Raw genomic sequence first — 18,585 nt, 5'->3', positions numbered from 1 at the left:
CAGGATCGCTTTTTTATTGCTCCCTACCCGGTCGCCTTAATTATTACACGAGCCTATTGGGATTTAAAATTTATCCGCTATATTGCTACGTCATACCCTTTATGCTGGCCATGGTTCGCGTATATTCTGTCGCAGCGGAATAAACACGAACCATTGTAAATTTTATACTGTAAATACCAGACGACCCTGTCACGGTTGTAAACCGTAGCACGGTTCACATAAACACACCAAAATAGCAATATGACCCCTGTAATTGAAAACATTAGCCGCGGTGCATTAGGTATGTTCTTCCTGATCTTCGTGTGTTTTCTGCTCAGCAATAACCGAAGGGCCATTAACTGGAAACTGGTGGGCATAGGCGTAGTTGCCCAGGTGTGTTTTGCATTGGGTGTTCTCAAAGTTAATGTGATCAAGATCGTCTTTGGCTGGGTATCTGATAAGTTTGTTGACCTTATTAACATAGGTCATAAGGGCATTGAGTTCATCTTCGGTAACCTCGCCAATGCCAACGGCAGCTGGGCGTATATCTTCGCAGTACAGGTATTACCGAACATTATCTTCTTTGCAGCCCTGTCGGCCATGCTGTATTACCTGGGTGTACTGCAAAAGATCGTGTATGTATTTGCCTGGATGTTAAAAAAGCTGGGCATCTCCGGCCCTGAAAGCGTTTCCACGGCGGCCAATATATTCCTCGGACAAACCGAAGCGCCCCTGATGATCAGGCCCTTTCTCGATAAAATGAACCGCAGCGAAATGCTCTGTATCATGGTGGGTGGCATGGCCAATACCGCTGGCAGCGTACTGGCTGCCTATGTAGGCTTTTTAGGCGGAAATGACGTTGTGCAGCAAAAGTATTTTGCCCTGCATATGTTAAGCCAGAGCATTATGAGCGCCCCCGCCGCCATCGTGGTATCAAAGGTGCTGTTCCCCCAAAACGAGACCATCATCAAGGAACTGAAAGTGCCCAAAGAAAAGATCGGCGATAATTTTTTAGATGCCATTTCACTGGGTACTACCGATGGATTGAAACTGGCCGTTAACGTAGGCGCCATGCTCATCGTTTTTACAGCCCTCATGTATCTGTGCAACTGGATCCTGGGCTCGGTTGGCCATTGGTTCAGCATTAACGACGATATCGCCCGCCTGACGAATGGCCGCTATGATTCGTTATCGTTACAAATGCTGCTGGGTTATATCTTTTCTCCCGTTGCCTGGCTGATAGGTGTTAACAGCAATGAAATGATCCAGGTGGGCCAGCTGTTGGGCGAAAAAACCATCCTGAACGAATTTGTGGCCTATGTTTCTTTCGGCAGCATGAAAGCTTCCGGCCAGATCGCAGATCCCAAATCCATCCTCATCACCACCTATGCGCTTTGTGGTTTTGCGAATTTTGCTTCTATCGGCATCCAGATCGGCGGTATCAGCCAGCTGGCGCCTAACCAGCGCCGCAATCTTACCGAACTGGGCGTAAAAGCCCTTATCGGCGGCACCATTGCCTGTTTGATGTGCGGAACCATTGCGGGGGCGTTGATGTAGTTACCGGTTACCAGATACCGGTTACCAGGCCTACATTTATAACAGGGCTGGTATCAGGACAGAATACCTTAACTGCAGGCAACCGGCAACTGGTAACTGGCAACTGACACTTGGACCATTGACCTTTCACGATTTCCCCTAACTTTGTGATCGCTTTTTTGTTACAAGTAAGAACGAAAGCGAAAATCCCAGATCATAATGAGTACTAATATTCAGCAGCTTATTGCAGCAGAACAAAATCCAGCCCTCCGCACTATTGCCGAAAAGATCGTGAACCGGCAACGTATTTCCCCCGAAGACGGTTTGTTATTATTTGAGCAGGCAGGTTTGCCTTTCGTAGGCGCCCTCGCCAATTTTGTGCGGGAACGCCTGCATGGAGATACTACTTATTTCAATCGTAATTTTCATATAGAGCCTACCAACGTCTGTGTGTTTGCCTGTTCTTTCTGTTCCTATTCGCGCCTGTATGCGCACCGCGAAGAAGGCTGGGAACTGACCACCGACCAGATGCTGAATATTGTGAAAAGCTATGATGGCAAACCGGTAACGGAAGTGCATATCGTGGGTGGCGTTCATCCCAAATTGAACCTCGAATTCTTTGCCGACCTCCTGCGCAAAATAAAAGCGCACCGGCCTGAACTGCATATAAAGGGCTTTACACCGGTAGAGCTGGATTATATGTTCCGCAAAGCCAAAATGAGTGCCGAAGAAGGTATGAAATACCTGCATGAAGCCGGCCTCGATTCTTTACCCGGCGGCGGGGCAGAGATCTTTCATCCCGAGATAAGGGAAAAGATCTGTGCCGATAAAGTAAATGCAGAAGGCTGGCTGGCCATTCATGAAGCCGCACACAAGCTGGGTATGCACAGCAATGCCACCATGTTGTATGGTCATATTGAAGAGTTCCGTCACCGCATCGATCATATGGAAAGGCTGCGCCAGTTACAGGATAAAACAGGCGGCTTTAATACTTTCATCCCGCTCAAGTTCCGCAATAAAGAGAACGACATGAGCCAGGTGCCCGAGTCGGGTGTTATTGAAGATATGCGCATGTATGCCATTGCCCGTTTGTACATGGATAATTTCCCGCACCTGAAAGCGTACTGGCCTATGCTGGGCCGTCATAATGCGCAACTGACGCTGCAATTCGGCGTGAATGATATCGACGGCACTATCGACGATTCTACCAAAATATATTCCATGGCCGGCTCCGAAGAGCAAAACCCGGCCATGAGCACTGCACAGCTGGTGACCCTGATCAAACAGGCGAAAAGAAAACCGGTGGAAAGGGATACGCTGTATAACGTATTACACGACTATAGCGACATGGACATTACGCAGCTGGAAGTGAATCCAAATATGAATTAGCTGGTGGTAAACGCGCCATCGGTCAGCATTCCGGCAGGCTAAGCGGTATATGTACCGCTAAACCTCCCTCCGCTGTCTCTTTATACTTATGGCTCATATCAATGGCGGTATCCCACATCGTTTTTATGACAGTATCGAGCGATACTTTGGCAAAATCAGGCGTGCTTTGCAGGGCCAGTTGGGAAGCCGTAATGGCTTTGATAGCGCCCATGGTATTCCTTTCAATGCAGGGGATCTGAACCAGTCCGCCAATAGGATCGCAGGTAAGTCCCAAATGATGTTCCATCGCAATTTCTGCAGCCATCATGGTCTGGCGCTGACTGCCGCCCAGCACTTCGGTTAAACCGGCAGCCGCCATGGCGGAAGACACCCCGATCTCGGCCTGGCAGCCACCCATTGCCGCAGAGATGGTGGCCCCTTTTTTAAATATGCTGCCGATCTCGGAAGCGGTGAGCATGAACTGCATGATCCGGTCATCATTATAACCATCGCAGAACACCACGAAATAATGCAGTACGGCGGGTATTACGCCGGCGGCGCCATTGGTGGGCGCCGTAACCACGCGGCCAAAAGAAGCATTTTCTTCATTAATGGCCAGGGCAAAACAACTCACCCAGTCCAGGATGTATTTAAAATCGTTACCACCGGCGCGAATGGCTTTTAACCAGGAATCATAATCTCCATAGGTTCTGCCCTGTAACAGCTTTTTATTGAGGTCGGCAGCCCGTCTTTTTACCTGCAGGCCCCCGGGCAGCATCCCCTGGCTATGGCAGCCCCGGTACATACAATCTTTCATCACCTGCCATATTTGTAAAAGCCCTTTGCGTGTAGCCTCCTCAGGCCGCCAGCTATGTTCGTTTTCCATCACCACCTCACTAATGCTCAGTCCGGTTTTACGGCACCAGTGCAGCAGGTCATCGGCCGTATCGATGGGGAAAGGCAATTGTACAGCAGTACCGGCTGCGGCCTTTTCATTTTCCTGCTGAACAAAGCCGCCTCCTACCGAATAATAAGTAGCGGCGAGCTGATCCCCGTTTGCAAGGGTGATCATAAATGTTAAGGCATTAGGATGATAAGGCAGCGATTCCGTGAAAAGGAATTCAATATCCGCTGCCGGATCGAGCTCTATTTCATGTTGGCCATGCAGGAGGAGTTTTTTGGTGTTGCGGATGCGTTGCACCTTTTCATCGATCAGCTCAACAGCGCAGGTAACCGGGTCTTCCCCGCTCAGGCCCATCAGCACGGCCACATCGGTACCATGTCCCCTGCCGGTTTTGGCGAGCGATCCATACAATAAGACCTTTAATGACCGTACTTGCAGTAACTGCTGCTTTTGCTCCAATGATCGCAGGAATAGTTGCGCTGCACGCCAGGGGCCTAATGTGTGGGAACTGGATGGACCTACACCAATTTTAAAGATATCGAATACAGAAATTGATTCGTGTGGCAACGGTTTTACATTTTCGCAAATGTAGTGAAAAGAAGTTAACAGTCGTTAGTCACTCCCTGGGTGAAGGGCCTGCCGGCCGCCTGAGATCAATAAAAGGAGGTAAGTCTTATGTCGAAGACCAGGATGGAATTGGCGGGGATGATCACTTTTCCTGCATCGTCTTTGATCTCCCTGGAGCCATAGGCCAGTGTAGGTGGAATATAGAGTTTAATGTGGCCGCCTTTTTTGATGATGGGAATGCCTTTTCTTAATCCTTCGATGGAAGAGCCCAGGGTAAAGGCGGTGCTTTTCTGTTCAAAAACAGTTCCGCTGGTCAGTTTGCCGGAATAGGATAATTCTATCTGTGAGCAAAGATTGGGACTATCGCCATCGCCGTCATTGATCACTTCATAATAAAATCCGCTGGAATCCTTGGCCGCCGCATATACATTAATGGAAGTAAGATACTCTTTTACCAGTTGCTGTTCGCTTACAGGCGCCACGATATTTTGCTCGTTGTAGCCACAACCCGACTCCTTTTTACAACTGTAAAAGAGAACTAAGTACAGGAGACCCCAGACAAGATTTTTCATGAAGATTGATTTGATTAATGAACCCGGGTTAAAGACAATGGTGTTTGGGTTATAGCTGCATATAATCAATTGGCAATTGCCTGTTGTCTATTGCTTTTTGTCTATTGCCTATTGCTTTTTGTCCTTTTGTCTATTGCTTATTGCCTATTGCAATTGTCTATTGCCTGTTGCCTGTTGCCTATTGCCAATTGCCAATTGTATATTGCCAATTGCAAATTGCCTATTGCTTATTGTCTGTTGCCTGTTGCCAATAGCCAATTGTATATTGCCAATTGCAAATTGCCTATTGCTTATTGGCTATTGCCTATTGCCAATTGCCTATTGCCAATTGCCAATTGCCTATTGCTTTTTGTCTGTTGCTTCTTCCTGTTCCCTTGCTTTCAATTCAAGGTAATGCTGTTCCCGCTGGTCCCACTGATGCCGTTTGTAAAAAATGGCCACGAAAACGGCAATACATATTATAGCGATCATTAGTATGACCGGACTGCTCTGGCTATTGGCCTCCATATTGGCGCGTTGATACCAGAATTTACCGGAAAATAATAAAATCAGCACGGGAATGGCAAATATCAGCCCAATGGGAAGGCCGAGCAACAGCTGCTTGTTTATCTTTTTTTCCCGTAAACGATTCGCCTCCCAGTATTCCAAAAACCGCTTTTCTGATTCGTTAAGCATGCGTAATAAATTAATCCACAAACGAATAAAACCTCCGGCAAAAGTAATAACTTCCCCTCACGTGTTTGTAGCACAGGTAAATAATACTTAACTTACACCAAAAATCCTTAATCTCTTGAAAATTTCGGTATTAGTAGCACAGTATTTTTACCAGCACAAGGTACTGAACTTACCAGGTATAGGCAGTTTTTACCTTGATGATGCAGTAGACGTACAACATATTGCGGATAGAAATTCGCGCGACATTATCGAACATATCCATTTTGCCCAGAAAACTATTACCCGCCCGGATGAGGAACTGATCGATTTTATACGCAAACATACCGGCAAGATCAGGCCATTGGCAGAATCGGATCTTGAGACATTTGTAGCCGATGGCAAACTGATGCTTAATATCGGCAAGCCCTTTCACATCGAAGGCATTGGCACTTTACAAAAGAACAAAGAAGGGGTATTTGAGTTTGTACCCGGTCATCCGGTAGTACAACGTCTTGAAGCGCCTCCGCCACTGACCACCCATGAACATGAACCAGTAAAAAAGAAATCGGTATTTGATGATGATCCCAATGAGGCCCGTAATGCTTCCATTCGCAAAATGGCTATTGGCATTGGCCTGGTAGTAGGTATCGGTATCATTCTCTGGGGTGGTTACAGCTTATTCTCTTCAAAGGTACAAACGGATACGAATACGGTTACCGCCGTTGCAAGTGAGGACACAACACAGGGACAAACATCATCCTATCTGCAAAATATAAACGATCCCAAAAAAGCGCTGGACGATGTAATGAAGAAAGACAGCGTAATTCTTACGACAACTGCTGTTGATTCTACCCGGCCAGTCAGGGCTGCAGCAAACTTGGCCTCGCCTCCGCTTCCAGGTGCGTCAAAAACGTATAAATATGTTCTGCAGGTCACTAAGTCCAGGAATACCGCCGTTAACATGTATAATAAGTTGAAGCCACGGGTTCAACTGGAAGCAGCCGCTGATTCCAGCTTCTTTAAAATAGTAATTAACGTACCCGGTACACCGGCAGATACCACACGCATCAAGGATTCCTTACGCTTCTGGTATTGGGGCCCGCGGGATGATAAGCGGATCACGATAGAACAATAAAAACGCAAAACGCTTAATGCAGAATGCGAAACCTTGAAAGCGCAACGCAAACCAACGCGTTTAACGCTCAATCGTGAATGTTAAAAAGCCAAGTAGTTATGTAACTGCCCGGGTTTCGGGTATTTGCGTTAGCCTTAAGCATTCAGCTTTAAATATTATGAGTAAACGAACAGCAGCGTACTGGATCAACCGATTACAACTGGCAACCCATGTTGAAGGCGGGGCGTTCCGGGAAATATACCGGTCGGCCCTATCGGCGCCTTTGACGGCATTGCCGCCCACATTTGCAGCCGACCGCTCCTTTTGTACCAGCATTTACTTTTTATTACAGCAGGATCAGTTCTCCGCATTTCATAAGATCAAAAGCGATGAGGTATGGCATTTCTATTACGGAGATACCCTCATCGTATATGAGATCGATGCCAAAGGCGAACTTATTGAACACCGGCTTGGCTGCGATCCCGATAACAATGAATCCTTTCAATGTGTAATAACGGCAGGCAACTGGTTTGCCGCCCGCCTGGCCCCTGGTGGCGATTATGCGTTGGTGGGTTGTACCGTTTCTCCCGGGTTCGACTTTGCCGATTTTGAACTTGCGGATCAGTCAGCGCTGACGGCAGCCTATCCCCAACATGAAGACCTGATCAAAAAGTTGACGATCGGGTAACCCTGAAATAATAATACGCCGGCGCTCCCGGCGCCGTAACCGGTAATTCCGGGAGGGAATTGATCACTGGTGCCCGGCCATGGATGCAACACCTTCTTCATTTTCATGCTCTACCTGAGCATCTACAAATTGCCTGTAAAGAATGCTGACAAACGGCTTATAAGTAGTAATTTAATACATTAAGCACTCTTATCCGGTTAACCACCAAAATATACACATGAAACAACTATGGCTCTTTTTGGCGTTTGTGCTTATAACGGGTAGTCTCATGGCACAAAAGAAAAGATCACTGTTCAACGGCAAAGACCTTAGTGGCTGGACGATCCACGGCACGGAGAAATGGTATGTAGACAACGGCGAGCTGGTGTGTGAGAGTGGGCCGGATAAAGAATACGGTTACCTAAGCACCAATGAAAAATATAAAAACTTTGAACTAACCCTGCAGTTTAAGCAGGAGGCCAACGGCAACAGCGGGGTATTTTTCCGTTCCAGTATTGAAGGCGTAAAGATCAGCGGCTGGCAGGTGGAAGTGGCCCCCTTGCATAAGTTCACCGGGGGCATTTATGAATCATATGGCCGCGGCTGGATCATTAAACCAAAACCGGAAGATGAGCAATGGCTGAAACCGGGTAAATGGAATACATTAAAAATTAAGGTCATCAATGATGAAGTAACTACCTGGCTGAATGGCCACCAGATGATCTACCTGAACGATGAAAAGATCGGCCAGGGCGAGGGTTTTATTGCGCTGCAGATCCATTCAGGAGGGGGCATTAAGGTGAGATGGAAGAATATCAGGATCAAACAGTTCAGTTGAGGAGTTGATTAACCTGCTAATTCTCAACGCATCAAGCGGCCGGCATGTCAAGGTCATCAAATTATCGGCATCCATACAACGCGCGCAAATAAATTCCCGTCTTTATATCGCTACCCGTTCCCTTTTTAGCCCGTTTTATACCCGTAATCAATCTTTGAGACTTAGGGCTCAAAGTATGAATGTTCCTCTAACCCGTTTGGGATCCGTTATGGGTAATCTTTGAGACCACAGGCTCAAAATTACTATGATAAGGCTGGGCCCGCCAATTGGCGGAACCTGGCCTTTTTTTATTTCAGCATCAAAACGCATCCCCGGTTATCAGCAGCTGCCAACCGAAATTGTGTTGCATATTTACTTTTTTATATATTTGAGAGCTCCAAGTATTAACCCGGATTCATGCTCCTGCGCTCCTTTGTTTCCTGGAAGGGATCATTTCAAACTCTAAATGTGTATTACTATGTCCCTGTTCAACAAACACGAGCGCCGCAACATTCGCGAAAGCCGTATTCTCAGGTATTATGAAATGGAAGAGCAATACTATGTTCTTACGACCTTTTACCCCGCACAGCAGCTTACTATCACGCTTACCGGAGAAGACGTCAAACAATTTATGAACTGCGACTATTCAACGGCCAACGAACTATTAAGAAAAGTACGCAGGAAAATGGGCAAACATTCAGCCCTCGATGATGTAAGAACTTCTGAGTTTTGTGATTGCCTGGGAATTGAGTCTACATTTGTTCATTTATTTCTCGCATCCCTGAAAACAGATGGCCCCTTACCGCCGGTAAAAACGATCGATAAACCCGTCATTCCCGACAGGCCCCGGAAAATAAGGGAGGTGGCTGAAGACTTACGGCAAGGCATAATGGAAAGTACGGAAACACTGGCACTGCGGGCAAAGTTATGGGAGGAAGCTAATCCGCTGGGTGAACCCATGTATAAAAGGAAGAAATGGGTGCAAATGGTCATCCGCGCTTTCGAGGTGGCACAGATCTATAACTGTCACATAAAAACCGCTCAGGCAATGATAAGGGAAGTGCGGGACAAAGACCGGGAGAGTGACGGGGATGCTGTTAGAAAACAAAGAAGATCTGTTTCCATCAAAAAGTTTTGCGCTGTTCACGATGAGGATGAAGAAGATCTGAGAAGGCACCTGGCTATATTACATGGTGCTGATGATGAAGATCAGGATGATTAGGCTGTAATGACAACGGCCCCCAGCACAAACCAGGTTTACTGTTTATTGCAAATAAATGATAGTGGTCACCACAATTGCGGTGATCACTTTTTTTATGTGCAGGCAGCAGCACTATAGTTTGGGTTAGGTTATGGTTTGGTTGTCGTTTGGTTGCGGTTTGGTTAGGTAAACCTTTTCTTTACCCCTGAGGTAAAAAAAGACAATGAAAACGAAACGGCAATATAACGCTAACCAAAAGGTGATCACAAGAAAAGGAAAGGAACAGGCAGGCAGCGGCCATGAAAAGGAGAAGAAGAGGTAAAGAAAAGGTAATGGATCCTGAAACAGGAGGTAACGGGGAGGTAAAGAAGAGGTAAACAAGAGGTAAGGAAATAAAAATGGACCTACTGCAAATCAGCTGATTGTGAAATACAGAGGTAACCAGGAGGTAAAGAAGAGGTAAAAAGCCGTATTACGCATCTGACATATGATTACTGTCTCTGCATAAAAACTACAACAACAGTATGCGACTTCAAAAAAACGCGACATAAACGTCAAAAAGGGACATAAGTTAGTCTAAGTGAGTTTAAGTGAGCGTAAGTGAGTAAACAGGGATTGCGTCTTTTCCTGCCGGCGTATGTTTGTTATGGGAATCGGGACCACTGGATATACCGGTTACACCAGCAGGCCGCTTCCGTTAGTAAACCAATTGTTCACCTTTTTAAATTCATGTGTTATGGCACAAGTAAAACAGGGACCTCTCGGTAAGGTTTCCGGAAAAATCGGGAATATCAGTTTCTCGTCCTGGAAAGAAAAAACCGTTGTAAAGGAGCGTCCATCAAAATCGAAAAAGCCAGCTTCAAAAAAACAACAGGAGCAAAGGCTTAAAATGGCAAAAGCCAATCAGTTCATGCGTACCATCAAAGAAGTGGTAACCCTGGGTTATCGCGACTTAACGGTCAAAATGACCGGGTACAATGCATCGGTAAGAAATCTTCTGAAGAATGCAGTCGTGGGCGAGTATCCGGACTATAGCATTGACTATAGCCTGGTGCAGATATGCCGCGGCGAGATCAGGCAGATCTTTAAACCCGTTGCGTCATCCGCAAAGACTGATACTGTAACGTTCACCTGGACTACCAGCAGTGGTGTAGGTAAATCCCGGCCCGGCGATAAAGCCATCCTGGTGGCGTATTGCGAAGCCATGAAGGTAAGCGCATATACAATAGAAGGGCCGCCGCGTAGTGCAGGCACCGCTGATCTGGAAATGCCAGGTTTCAGCGGCCAGACCGTACACACCTGGGTAGCCTTTATATCGGAAGACGGATCAGATGTTTCCGATAGCGTATATGCAGGTAAGTTAACCATCGCCTGACGATGAGAAACCGTTTATCCTTACACCACAGGTTTCTGCCAAACAAAATAGGGGCTATACACCTTGCAGCTGTCACCCCATGTAAGCCAGACAATTCTGGGATCAAGCCGGAACCTGTTAATTAAAGCATTCCTCACCGCGGGAGGGATGCTTTATTATTGATGTACCGGCTCATGGGGTAGCTAAAAGTTCATTGTATTTTTTGACGACGAGTATAAAATCTTCGGGCGATTGCATTTTGAGCTGCTGGCTGGAGATAAACTGGGCAACAGGCTCTTTTTTGTCTGCAAATGTGGAAGGGAGCTCATTCCGGTTGGCCGGTAAAAGCTGCATCTGTCCATTCTGAAGCAGGTAATAGTATTCCGCTTCTTCGAGCCGCCGGTTCATGCGGCCGCTTACGGCAACCAGCTGTTTTTCTTCTATGATATTGCGCGTAACCAGGCGAAGCAGGGAAGCTTTATCCTGCAATAAGACATTAAAAAAGGTTTGGTCTGTTGTTTTATCGGTGCTGGGAAATCCACGGCGAAAGAGAATGGAATCTTTATTCTTTGGGTACATGACGAATTCCTGCACCTTGCTTTCGGCGGCAAATGCACTGCCGTTGAACTGTAGCAACAGCATGTTCTTTAAACAATCGAATTTGAGCTTGAACTGGGTCACTGTACGACCGCTTGAAAAACGCACAACACCATCACACCATTCTTTTAATAAATAAGGATTTCCGGTTACTGTATGCTGATCATCTTCTTTGTTTTGTCCAAGGGCGCACTGGCACAGCAAGAGCAAACACCAGGCAATATGTTTCATGGCTGCAATTTTGGTTGGCTATAAGTTACGAAGAATTTACCCCCTAACCCCTAAAGGGGCAAAAAAAAGCCCCTCGGTATTCCGAAGGGCCTATTATCTTCCGACTCTCCCCTTTTCGGGAGTGGTGGGTATTAATAATCCATGCCGCCCATACCAGGAGCGCCACCGCCATGTACATGGGGTTCTTCTTTCTTCGGTTTGTCGGCAATTACGCACTCAGTAGTGAGCACCATACCGGCAATTGAAGCGGCGTTTTCCAGTGCAATACGGGTAACCTTGGTAGGATCAATTACACCAGCGCGGAGCAGGTTCTCGTATTTCTCAGCGCGTGCATTGAAACCATAATCATTTTCACCTTCTTTTACTTTCTGTACAACGATGCTGCCTTCGATACCGCAGTTAGCAACGATCTGGCGAAGCGGCTCTTCGATAGCGCGTTTTACAATAGCAATACCGGTGTTCTCATCTTCGTTAATGCCTTTCAGTTTATTTAAACCGGCAATAGCACGGATGTAAGCAACACCACCGCCAGGAACGATACCTTCTTCAACAGCAGCGCGGGTAGCGTGCAGGGCATCGTCAACACGGTCTTTCTTCTCTTTCATTTCAACCTCAGTAGCAGCACCTACGTACAATACAGCTACACCTCCGCTTAATTTAGCCAGGCGTTCCTGTAATTTTTCTTTATCGTAGTCAGAAGTAGTTACTTCAATTTGTGCTTTAATTTGGTTGATGCGGGCGTTGATATCATCTTTTTTGCCTTTACCACCTACGATAGTAGTGTTGTCTTTGTCGATGGTAATAGAAGCAGCCTGGCCTAAGTAAGTGAGGTCGGCACCTTCCAGTTTATAACCCTGCTCTTCGCTGATAACGATACCTTTGGTAAGGATCGCGATATCCTGCAGCATTTCTTTACGACGGTCGCCGAAGCCGGGCGCTTTAACAGCAGCCACTTTCAGGGTACCGCGTAATTTGTTTACTACGAGGGTAGCCAGTGCTTCGCCTTCCAGTTCTTCTGCAATGATCAGTAAAGGACGGCCGCTTTGAGCTACCTTTTCCAGGATATGCAGAATATCTTTCATAGCGCTGATCTTCTTGTCGTAGATCAGGATGTATGGGTTTTCCAGTTCAGCCTGCATTTTTTCGCTGTTGGTAACGAAATAAGCAGAAGTATAACCACGGTCGAACTGCATACCTTCTACTACTTCTACAGTAGTGTCGGTACCTTTAGCTTCTTCTACAGTGATAACACCTTCCTTACCTACTTTAGAGAAAGCCTCAGCGATCAGTTTGCCAATGTTCTCGTCGTTATTGGCAGAAATAGAAGCAACTTGCTGGATCTTTTTGCTGTCGATACCAACAGGTTGTGATTGACCTTGCAGGTTTTCGATAACAGCTTCAACAGCTTTGTCGATACCGCGTTTCAGGTCCATTGGGTTAGCACCAGCAGCTACGTTTTTCAAACCTTCGCTGATGATAGCTTGTGCGAGAACGGTAGCAGTAGTGGTTCCGTCACCGGCGATGTCGGCGGTTTTAGAAGCTACTTCTTTTACCATTTGAGCACCCATATTTTCAATGGGATCTTCCAGTTCAATTTCTTTAGCTACGGTTACACCATCTTTTGTTACAGCAGGAGCACCGAATTTTTTCTCCAGAACCACATTACGGCCTTTGGGACCTAAGGTCACTTTTACAGCATTGGCCAGGGTATCAACACCTTTTTTCATTTTATTACGGGCGTCGATGTCGAAGAAAAGTTGTTTTGCCATATCTCGTTAATTTATTAATTTGATAATTTGATAATTCGATAATGTGATAATTGAATACAGGCTTTACTGAATGCTTAGGTCTGGGCCTTGCTTTTAATGGAACTGCTCGACCTTGGAGCATTATCAAATTATCACATTATCACATTAGCTAATTGACTATACGATTGCTAAGATGTCGCTTTCACGCATGATCAGCAGATCATCGCCTTCGATCTGGATCTCAGTTCCTGCATATTTACCATACAGAACTACGTCACCAACTTTTACAGTAACCGGCTCATCTTTTTTACCAGGACCGGCAGCTACTACGGTACCACGTTGAGGCTTTTCCTTAGCAGTATCGGGAATGATGATACCACCGGCGGTTTTCTCTTCCGCTTTAGCTGGTTTAACAATTACCCTGTCATGCAGTGGGGTAACGTTTATAGCTTCTACTTTCTTAGCCATAGTGTATTAATTTTTGATTTTAGATGATGTAATAGAGGATATGATTTCCCAGAAACTGGGTGGCCCTGCCAAAAAAGCCGGGCGGCAAAAGTAAACGAATTTTGTACCAATCCCTTTCTAAAGGTCATTTTTTCAGCGTTTTTGGTTAAGTATGGCAGAAACTGCACTGAATTCAACCAAGGCATTGTTTCATCTTATGCCATTTTTGCAGCGACAATCGGTTCTGCCTTAATATATTGCCGTTGAACAAGAAATAGGTATTATTACAAAGTTCATAAACACGATTTTGGGTGTACCCGGTAAATCGCATAGCTTTGTGCCCTCAAAAACAAGTTCTTGCAAGATGATCAGTAGAAGAAATATTCGTGTGAAAGTTATGCAAACCATCTATTCTGTAGAAAGTCAGTTTGCTGAATCAGGCGGAGAAATGCCCACTAAGCCTGTTGATACCGTGAAAGTTTTACAGAAGCACTTCGATCAAACCCGGCAGCTTTTTATTTATTTGATCCATTTTCTAACTGAAGTAGCCCGTTATGCGGAAACCGATGCCCGCAACCGCGCTTCGAAACACCTGCCAACAAAAGAAGACCTGAACGTTAATATTAAATTAGCCGGCAACGAATTGTTATGGAAGATCCTCGATCATCCCTCTTACAAGCAAGCCGTAAAAGACGATAAACCTGAACAACTGGTAAATGCAGAATTGCTGCGCAAGATTTACCTGGAACTCGTAGATTCTGAAAAATACCAGCAGTACATTGCCATCCAGGGCCGTGATAAGAAGGATGAAAAAGAGATCCTGGAGTATATCTTCGACACCCTGCTGTTGCCAAACGAAACCTTTACCAGTTATATTGAAGAGTATTTTTCCAACTGGGATGATGACGCGGAAATGCTGGTAGTGCTGTTGCAGAACTTCCTGAACAAACCTGCCGCTTATAATTTCCAGGAATTGCTGAGCAAGGAAAAATGGCAGTTTGCGAAAAACCTGCTGCAAACCACCCTGGAGAAAAAAGACCTGGCGCTTCAATATATTAAACCCAAACTCAAGAACTGGGACCCTGACCGTATCGCTTCATTGGACATGATCTTAATGCGTATGGGCGTGTGCGAGTTCTTATTCTTTGAGACCATTCCACCGAAAGTGACCATTAACGAGTACATCGACCTGGCCAAGGAGTACAGTACCCAGCAAAGCGGTCAGTTCGTAAACGGTATCCTGGATAATATCCATAAAGACCTGGTGCGGGACAATCAGATGCATAAGGTGGCGTTTTCGCCCAATGGAGCACAGACTAATAAGTCATAGAAACTATATAAGTCTTATAGTCAGATAAGCCATACAAGTCAAACATGTCATCCGCCATTTACCCATATCGCTCGGGATCATATGACTGATTTGACCATTTGACTGATTTGACCCCATTTGACTGATTTGCCCGGATAGACTAGATTTGCAAAAATTAATTCCTTGATGAAATACTTTTTGGCCTTAGTTGTAGCAGCAACCATTGTTGGCTGTGATTATGCCGATAAAACGCCACAGGGCGCCGCGGGGGTATCCAAAGAGGCGCTTGACAGCAGCAAATTCACGACCATTGAATGGATCGATTCAACCAGGGATTATGGCAAGATCAATGAGGGACAGAAGCTGGATGTATCTTTCCGTTTCCGGAATACAGGTGATAAACCCCTGGTCATCCTTGCCGTTCGGCCGGGTTGCGGTTGTACAGCTGCCGAACCGCCTAAAGAACCGATAGCGCCGGGTGCCGAAGGAACCATAAAAGCTTCCTTTAACAGCGATGGCCGGGAAGGGCATAACAGCAAGGACATTTTTGTAGAAGCCAATACAAAGGGCACCCAGAACCATAAGGTGCATTTTGATGTTGAAGTAGTAAAACCTAAATCTTAATTAGCTAATGTGCTGATTAGCTAATGTGCTGATGAAAATTACAAGGTGCTGATAATAATTAAGGATCTTGAAGTACAGTATTAGCACATTATCACATTAGCAAATTAGCACATTCCTTATTTTTGTTTCGAAGCATAAAATTTTAAAATTTTCAAACAGATATAACAATGACAAGTTTAGTTATTTTTTTGCAGGCTCAGGGTGGCGGCGCCGGATACATGCAGTTGATCCTTTTAGTAGGTATGATCCTCGTATTCTGGTTATTTATGATCCGTCCGCAGGCCAAAAAAGCAAAGCAGGCCAAAACATTCCAGGAGAATTTACAGGAAGGCGATAAAATTGTTACCATTGCCGGCATTCATGGCCGGGTAAAGAAAATGAACGTGGATGGTACCATCGACCTGGAAACGAGCCCCGGCAGCTATATGAAAGTGGAAAAAAGCGCCATCTCTATGGAGATGACTGCCAATGTAAATAAAACCGCAGCTGCTACTCCAGCGAAATAATACTCCCGCCCCTAAAGGGGAAGAAGAAGATACAACAGGCCCTTCGGTATACCGGGGGGCTTTTTTATGCGGGCTTTCACCATTTTCCATTCACCCATTGACGCTGGCAACCGGCAACCCGTAACTGGTAACCGGCAACCGGTAACCGGCAACTGGTAACTGGTAACCGGCAACCGGCAACCGGTAACCGGCAACCGGTAACTGGCAACCGGCAACCGGTAACCGGTAACTGGTAACCGGTAACTGGTAACCGGTAACTGGTAACCGGCAACCGGCAACTGGTAACCGGCAACCGGCAACATTATGACCTGAAACTAGTAACTTGGAACCCGAAACCTGGAACTATGACCCTACGGATCGGCCTAACCGGTGGCATTGGCAGTGGCAAAAGCACTGTAGCGAAAGTGTTCGAAGTGCTCGGCATTCCCGTATATTATGCCGATGAGGCCGCCAAACGCATTATGAATGATGATCAACAGTTACAAGAACAGATCATACAGCATTTCGGGCCTGCCGCCTACAAGAACAACCAGCTCGACCGCCCCTATATCGCCAGCCAGGTATTCAACAATAAAGAAAAGCTGGAACTGCTGAACGCACTTGTTCATCCCGCCACCATCAGGGATGCTGAACAATGGATGGAAAAACAAAGCGCGCCCTATGCCATTAAGGAAGCAGCCCTGATCTTTGAAAGCGGGTCCCAGGATCAGCTTGATTATATTATCGGCGTTTCAGCCCCTGCCCCATTGCGCATCTTGCGGGCTATGAAAAGAGATGGTTCTACCCGTGACCAGGTACTGGCCCGGATGGGCAAACAGATCCAGGAAGTGATCAAAATGCGTTTATGCGATTTTGTTATTCATAACGATGAACAACAGGCCGTGATACCCCAGGTAATAACCCTGCATGAGACTTTGTTAAGGCTTGCGGCGACAGCGCAACCGCTATCCATTCGTTAATGTGTTACATGTAATAATACTGCTTAATGCAAAAAGCCGGCATCACCGGCTTTAGGAATTGAACAATAATCGAATTATCAGATCTACATTATCGAATTACTATATTGAACTAGCTTTTCTGCTACTGTAAACATACCAGGCCGTCAGGGCCAATACAGCAACACCCGCCACCACAGCTACTCCAGGCGCCACCTTGCTCACCGGTTTAGGTACATAAGTTACGCCGCCTTCATCAGCAAGTGCCGCCTGCCGGGTATACCGGCCATGCATCGGAACAGCGATCTCATTGAAATTATTAGCCAGATTGTGGAGCATTTTCCGCATTCCTTCCCCCTTCATTGGCTGGCCATGTCCTGTCGCAACAATATCCGGTTCAAGAGCTGCCAGCGTTTTTACCGATTTAGCGGCCGCCTTCCAGTCGCTGGTAAAATATCGGGGCGGGCCGGTGATCTTTTTGGTTTGCATCATGACCGACCAAACCGATTCCTGCCGGGTGGTAACGAAAGCGTCGCCCGCCAGCAGTACGCGGTCGCGGCGCCTGAATAAGCTGATATGGCCGGGAGAATGCCCGGGTGTATGAATATATTTCCAGTCTGGCAGGTAGGGCAAACTTCCATCATCGGGCAATATTTGAAGATGTTCGCTGATATTGATAGGCCCTTTGGGAAATACCGGTGACATAACTGTCATTAAGCCACCACCTGCCCAGGGATCAGGCGGCGGATAAGATGAAAGACCCGACAAATATGGCAGTTCCATTAAATGGGCAAATACGGGAACTTCCCATTCCCGCGCCAGTTCCAGTACTGAGCCTACATGATCAAAATGTCCATGCGTTAAAATAATGGCTGCCGGCGTTGATTCTGGCCAGAAAAGGTATTCAGCCAGTTCCTTTATTTTGGCGGCTGACCGCTTTAAACCTGCATCAACCAGCACCCACTTTTTGTCAACCGCGTTATGAATGAAATACACGTTTACGAATGCATCGCGCATACCCCAGATCCCCGGCGCTACCATAAACCAGTTCACGTCGATCACTGATTTTATCGTTCCACTTTTCATTGATGAATTTTTTAAGATTGGAAGAAAAAGATAAGGTGTTACATAGCAGATAAATAAAATCTATGCCATGTTACATTTACAGGTATTTGTCAATGGGAAACAGCAACCATCCCGATGTTTCCGGGTGGCATTAGCGAGGCCTGTAGTTTGGTGCCGGCTCTATTAAGATCATTCAATTTTTTCCGGTAAATCAACGTAAGATCCGGCTTTTCACCGGTTCCGCCGGCTGAACAGAGCGGTTATCTTTTTCGGATGGTGAACACCGTTTGCGATCGTTGAAGCACACCAACTGCCGATGTCGCTTTTTGCGCAGAAACCCTGCACCTGGCAAGCCCAAAATAAAAACCCCGGCAAGTGCCGGGGTTATAT

19 protein-coding genes are annotated in these 18,585 nt (G+C 46.3%); 11 read left to right on the top strand and 8 right to left on the bottom strand.

All coding sequences use genetic code 11. From position 1 onward, the window contains the following. Nucleotides 1-240 precede the first annotated feature (240 nt). Both JT717_RS23065 and mqnE read left to right on the top strand, forming a co-directional pair. Entirely contained in the window at nucleotides 241-1,536 is a 1,296-nt protein-coding gene (locus JT717_RS23065; protein ID WP_205513396.1) for a NupC/NupG family nucleoside CNT transporter, read from the top strand. A gap of 198 nt (nucleotides 1,537-1,734) precedes the next feature. Next, on the top strand, nucleotides 1,735-2,904 hold the full coding sequence (mqnE, locus tag JT717_RS23060) for an aminofutalosine synthase MqnE (RefSeq protein WP_205513395.1): 1,170 nt from the start codon (nucleotides 1,735-1,737) through the stop codon (nucleotides 2,902-2,904). Nucleotides 2,905-2,926: 22 nt separating this feature from the next. On the opposite strand, the gene JT717_RS23055 is transcribed toward mqnE, so the two are convergent. The 3 genes from JT717_RS23055 to JT717_RS23045 form a co-directional block, all read right to left on the bottom strand. Then, on the bottom strand, nucleotides 2,927-4,354 hold the full coding sequence (locus tag JT717_RS23055) for an L-serine ammonia-lyase (RefSeq protein WP_205513394.1): 1,428 nt from the start codon (nucleotides 4,352-4,354) through the stop codon (nucleotides 2,927-2,929). Nucleotides 4,355-4,440: 86 nt separating this feature from the next. Next, the gene (locus JT717_RS23050; RefSeq protein ID WP_205513393.1) at nucleotides 4,441-4,926 is read right to left on the bottom strand and encodes an FKBP-type peptidyl-prolyl cis-trans isomerase; all 486 of its coding nucleotides are present in this window, start codon (nucleotides 4,924-4,926) and stop codon (nucleotides 4,441-4,443) included. A gap of 339 nt (nucleotides 4,927-5,265) precedes the next feature. After that, entirely contained in the window at nucleotides 5,266-5,601 is a 336-nt protein-coding gene (locus JT717_RS23045; protein WP_205513392.1) for a hypothetical protein, read from the bottom strand. 115 nt (nucleotides 5,602-5,716) lie between these two features. Here JT717_RS23045 and JT717_RS23040 point away from each other — a divergent pair, with 115 nt between their 5' ends. From JT717_RS23040 to JT717_RS23020, 5 genes are all read left to right on the top strand, one after another. Then, nucleotides 5,717-6,715: a hypothetical protein gene (locus JT717_RS23040; RefSeq protein ID WP_205513391.1), complete on the top strand. Its 999-nt coding sequence runs from the start codon at nucleotides 5,717-5,719 to the stop codon at nucleotides 6,713-6,715. Nucleotides 6,716-6,872: 157 nt separating this feature from the next. Next, nucleotides 6,873-7,382 (top strand): cupin domain-containing protein, encoded by a 510-nt coding sequence (locus JT717_RS23035; protein ID WP_205513390.1) that lies wholly within the window; start codon nucleotides 6,873-6,875, stop codon nucleotides 7,380-7,382. A 217-nt stretch (nucleotides 7,383-7,599) separates the two neighbouring features. Further along, the gene (locus JT717_RS23030; RefSeq protein ID WP_205513389.1) at nucleotides 7,600-8,199 is read left to right on the top strand and encodes a 3-keto-disaccharide hydrolase; all 600 of its coding nucleotides are present in this window, start codon (nucleotides 7,600-7,602) and stop codon (nucleotides 8,197-8,199) included. 457 nt (nucleotides 8,200-8,656) lie between these two features. Beyond that, a complete protein-coding gene (locus JT717_RS23025) occupies nucleotides 8,657-9,400 on the top strand; it encodes a hypothetical protein (RefSeq protein ID WP_205513388.1) in 744 nt (247 codons plus the stop codon). Between the two features lie 715 nt (nucleotides 9,401-10,115). Beyond that, on the top strand, nucleotides 10,116-10,754 hold the full coding sequence (locus tag JT717_RS23020; RefSeq protein WP_205513387.1) for a DUF6266 family protein: 639 nt from the start codon (nucleotides 10,116-10,118) through the stop codon (nucleotides 10,752-10,754). Between the two features lie 171 nt (nucleotides 10,755-10,925). Here JT717_RS23020 and JT717_RS23015 read toward each other — a convergent pair whose 3' ends face one another. The 3 genes from JT717_RS23015 to JT717_RS23005 all read right to left on the bottom strand — a co-directional run bounded on the left by JT717_RS23015 (nucleotide 10,926) and on the right by JT717_RS23005 (nucleotide 13,777). Next, complete coding sequence (locus JT717_RS23015) at nucleotides 10,926-11,561, bottom strand: hypothetical protein (RefSeq protein ID WP_205513386.1); 636 nt, start codon at nucleotides 11,559-11,561, stop codon at nucleotides 10,926-10,928. Between the two features lie 131 nt (nucleotides 11,562-11,692). Continuing rightward, nucleotides 11,693-13,330, bottom strand: coding sequence for a chaperonin GroEL (groL, locus tag JT717_RS23010; protein WP_205513385.1), 1,638 nt, complete (start codon nucleotides 13,328-13,330; stop codon nucleotides 11,693-11,695). Nucleotides 13,331-13,486: 156 nt separating this feature from the next. After that, nucleotides 13,487-13,777: a co-chaperone GroES gene (locus tag JT717_RS23005; RefSeq protein ID WP_205513384.1), complete on the bottom strand. Its 291-nt coding sequence runs from the start codon at nucleotides 13,775-13,777 to the stop codon at nucleotides 13,487-13,489. Between the two features lie 343 nt (nucleotides 13,778-14,120). On the opposite strand from JT717_RS23005, the gene nusB reads away from it, so the two are divergent. The 3 genes from nusB to yajC all read left to right on the top strand — a co-directional run bounded on the left by nusB (nucleotide 14,121) and on the right by yajC (nucleotide 16,195). Next, on the top strand, nucleotides 14,121-15,086 hold the full coding sequence (gene nusB / locus JT717_RS23000) for a transcription antitermination factor NusB (RefSeq protein ID WP_205513383.1): 966 nt from the start codon (nucleotides 14,121-14,123) through the stop codon (nucleotides 15,084-15,086). Between the two features lie 165 nt (nucleotides 15,087-15,251). Next, nucleotides 15,252-15,689, top strand: a complete 438-nt coding sequence (locus JT717_RS22995; RefSeq protein WP_205513382.1) for a DUF1573 domain-containing protein — start codon at nucleotides 15,252-15,254, stop codon at nucleotides 15,687-15,689. Nucleotides 15,690-15,856: 167 nt separating this feature from the next. Beyond that, on the top strand, nucleotides 15,857-16,195 hold the full coding sequence (yajC, locus tag JT717_RS22990) for a preprotein translocase subunit YajC (RefSeq protein WP_205513381.1): 339 nt from the start codon (nucleotides 15,857-15,859) through the stop codon (nucleotides 16,193-16,195). A gap of 11 nt (nucleotides 16,196-16,206) precedes the next feature. Here the strand turns inward: yajC and JT717_RS22985 are convergent, their stop codons facing one another. Further along, nucleotides 16,207-16,497, bottom strand: a complete 291-nt coding sequence (locus JT717_RS22985; RefSeq protein WP_205513380.1) for a hypothetical protein — start codon at nucleotides 16,495-16,497, stop codon at nucleotides 16,207-16,209. Between the two features lie 42 nt (nucleotides 16,498-16,539). On the opposite strand from JT717_RS22985, the gene coaE reads away from it, so the two are divergent. Then, nucleotides 16,540-17,154 (top strand): dephospho-CoA kinase, encoded by a 615-nt coding sequence (gene coaE / locus JT717_RS22980; RefSeq protein ID WP_205513379.1) that lies wholly within the window; start codon nucleotides 16,540-16,542, stop codon nucleotides 17,152-17,154. 99 nt (nucleotides 17,155-17,253) lie between these two features. Here the strand turns inward: coaE and JT717_RS22975 are convergent, their stop codons facing one another. After that, a complete protein-coding gene (locus JT717_RS22975; protein ID WP_205513378.1) occupies nucleotides 17,254-18,216 on the bottom strand; it encodes an MBL fold metallo-hydrolase in 963 nt (320 codons plus the stop codon). Between the last annotated feature and the right edge of the window lie 369 nt (nucleotides 18,217-18,585).

It is taken from the genome of Longitalea arenae (genome assembly GCF_016924755.1).
GTDB classification, from domain to species: Bacteria; Bacteroidota; Bacteroidia; order Chitinophagales; family Chitinophagaceae; genus Niastella; species Niastella arenae.
This window is presented reverse-complemented; position numbering and strand designations above follow the sequence as displayed.

Excerpts from the sequence above, each read along its gene's own strand:
- JT717_RS23065 (WP_205513396.1), top strand. The coding sequence starts at position 241 with ATGACCCCTGTAATTGAAAACATTAGCCGCGGTGCATTAGGTATGTTC.
- mqnE (WP_205513395.1), top strand. The coding sequence starts at position 1,735 with ATGAGTACTAATATTCAGCAGCTTATTGCAGCAGAACAAAATCCAGCC.
- JT717_RS23050 (WP_205513393.1), bottom strand. The coding sequence starts at position 4,926 with ATGAAAAATCTTGTCTGGGGTCTCCTGTACTTAGTTCTCTTTTACAGT.
- JT717_RS23045 (WP_205513392.1), bottom strand. The coding sequence starts at position 5,601 with ATGCTTAACGAATCAGAAAAGCGGTTTTTGGAATACTGGGAGGCGAAT.
- JT717_RS23035 (WP_205513390.1), top strand. The coding sequence starts at position 6,873 with ATGAGTAAACGAACAGCAGCGTACTGGATCAACCGATTACAACTGGCA.
- JT717_RS23030 (WP_205513389.1), top strand. The coding sequence starts at position 7,600 with ATGAAACAACTATGGCTCTTTTTGGCGTTTGTGCTTATAACGGGTAGT.
- JT717_RS23025 (WP_205513388.1), top strand. The coding sequence starts at position 8,657 with ATGTCCCTGTTCAACAAACACGAGCGCCGCAACATTCGCGAAAGCCGT.
- JT717_RS23020 (WP_205513387.1), top strand. The coding sequence starts at position 10,116 with ATGGCACAAGTAAAACAGGGACCTCTCGGTAAGGTTTCCGGAAAAATC.
- JT717_RS23015 (WP_205513386.1), bottom strand. The coding sequence starts at position 11,561 with ATGAAACATATTGCCTGGTGTTTGCTCTTGCTGTGCCAGTGCGCCCTT.
- groL (WP_205513385.1), bottom strand. The coding sequence starts at position 13,330 with ATGGCAAAACAACTTTTCTTCGACATCGACGCCCGTAATAAAATGAAA.
- JT717_RS23005 (WP_205513384.1), bottom strand. The coding sequence starts at position 13,777 with ATGGCTAAGAAAGTAGAAGCTATAAACGTTACCCCACTGCATGACAGG.
- nusB (WP_205513383.1), top strand. The coding sequence starts at position 14,121 with ATGATCAGTAGAAGAAATATTCGTGTGAAAGTTATGCAAACCATCTAT.
- JT717_RS22995 (WP_205513382.1), top strand. The coding sequence starts at position 15,252 with ATGAAATACTTTTTGGCCTTAGTTGTAGCAGCAACCATTGTTGGCTGT.
- yajC (WP_205513381.1), top strand. The coding sequence starts at position 15,857 with ATGACAAGTTTAGTTATTTTTTTGCAGGCTCAGGGTGGCGGCGCCGGA.
- JT717_RS22985 (WP_205513380.1), bottom strand. The coding sequence starts at position 16,497 with ATGTTGCCGGTTGCCGGTTACCAGTTGCCGGTTGCCGGTTACCAGTTA.
- coaE (WP_205513379.1), top strand. The coding sequence starts at position 16,540 with ATGACCCTACGGATCGGCCTAACCGGTGGCATTGGCAGTGGCAAAAGC.
- JT717_RS22975 (WP_205513378.1), bottom strand. The coding sequence starts at position 18,216 with ATGAAAAGTGGAACGATAAAATCAGTGATCGACGTGAACTGGTTTATG.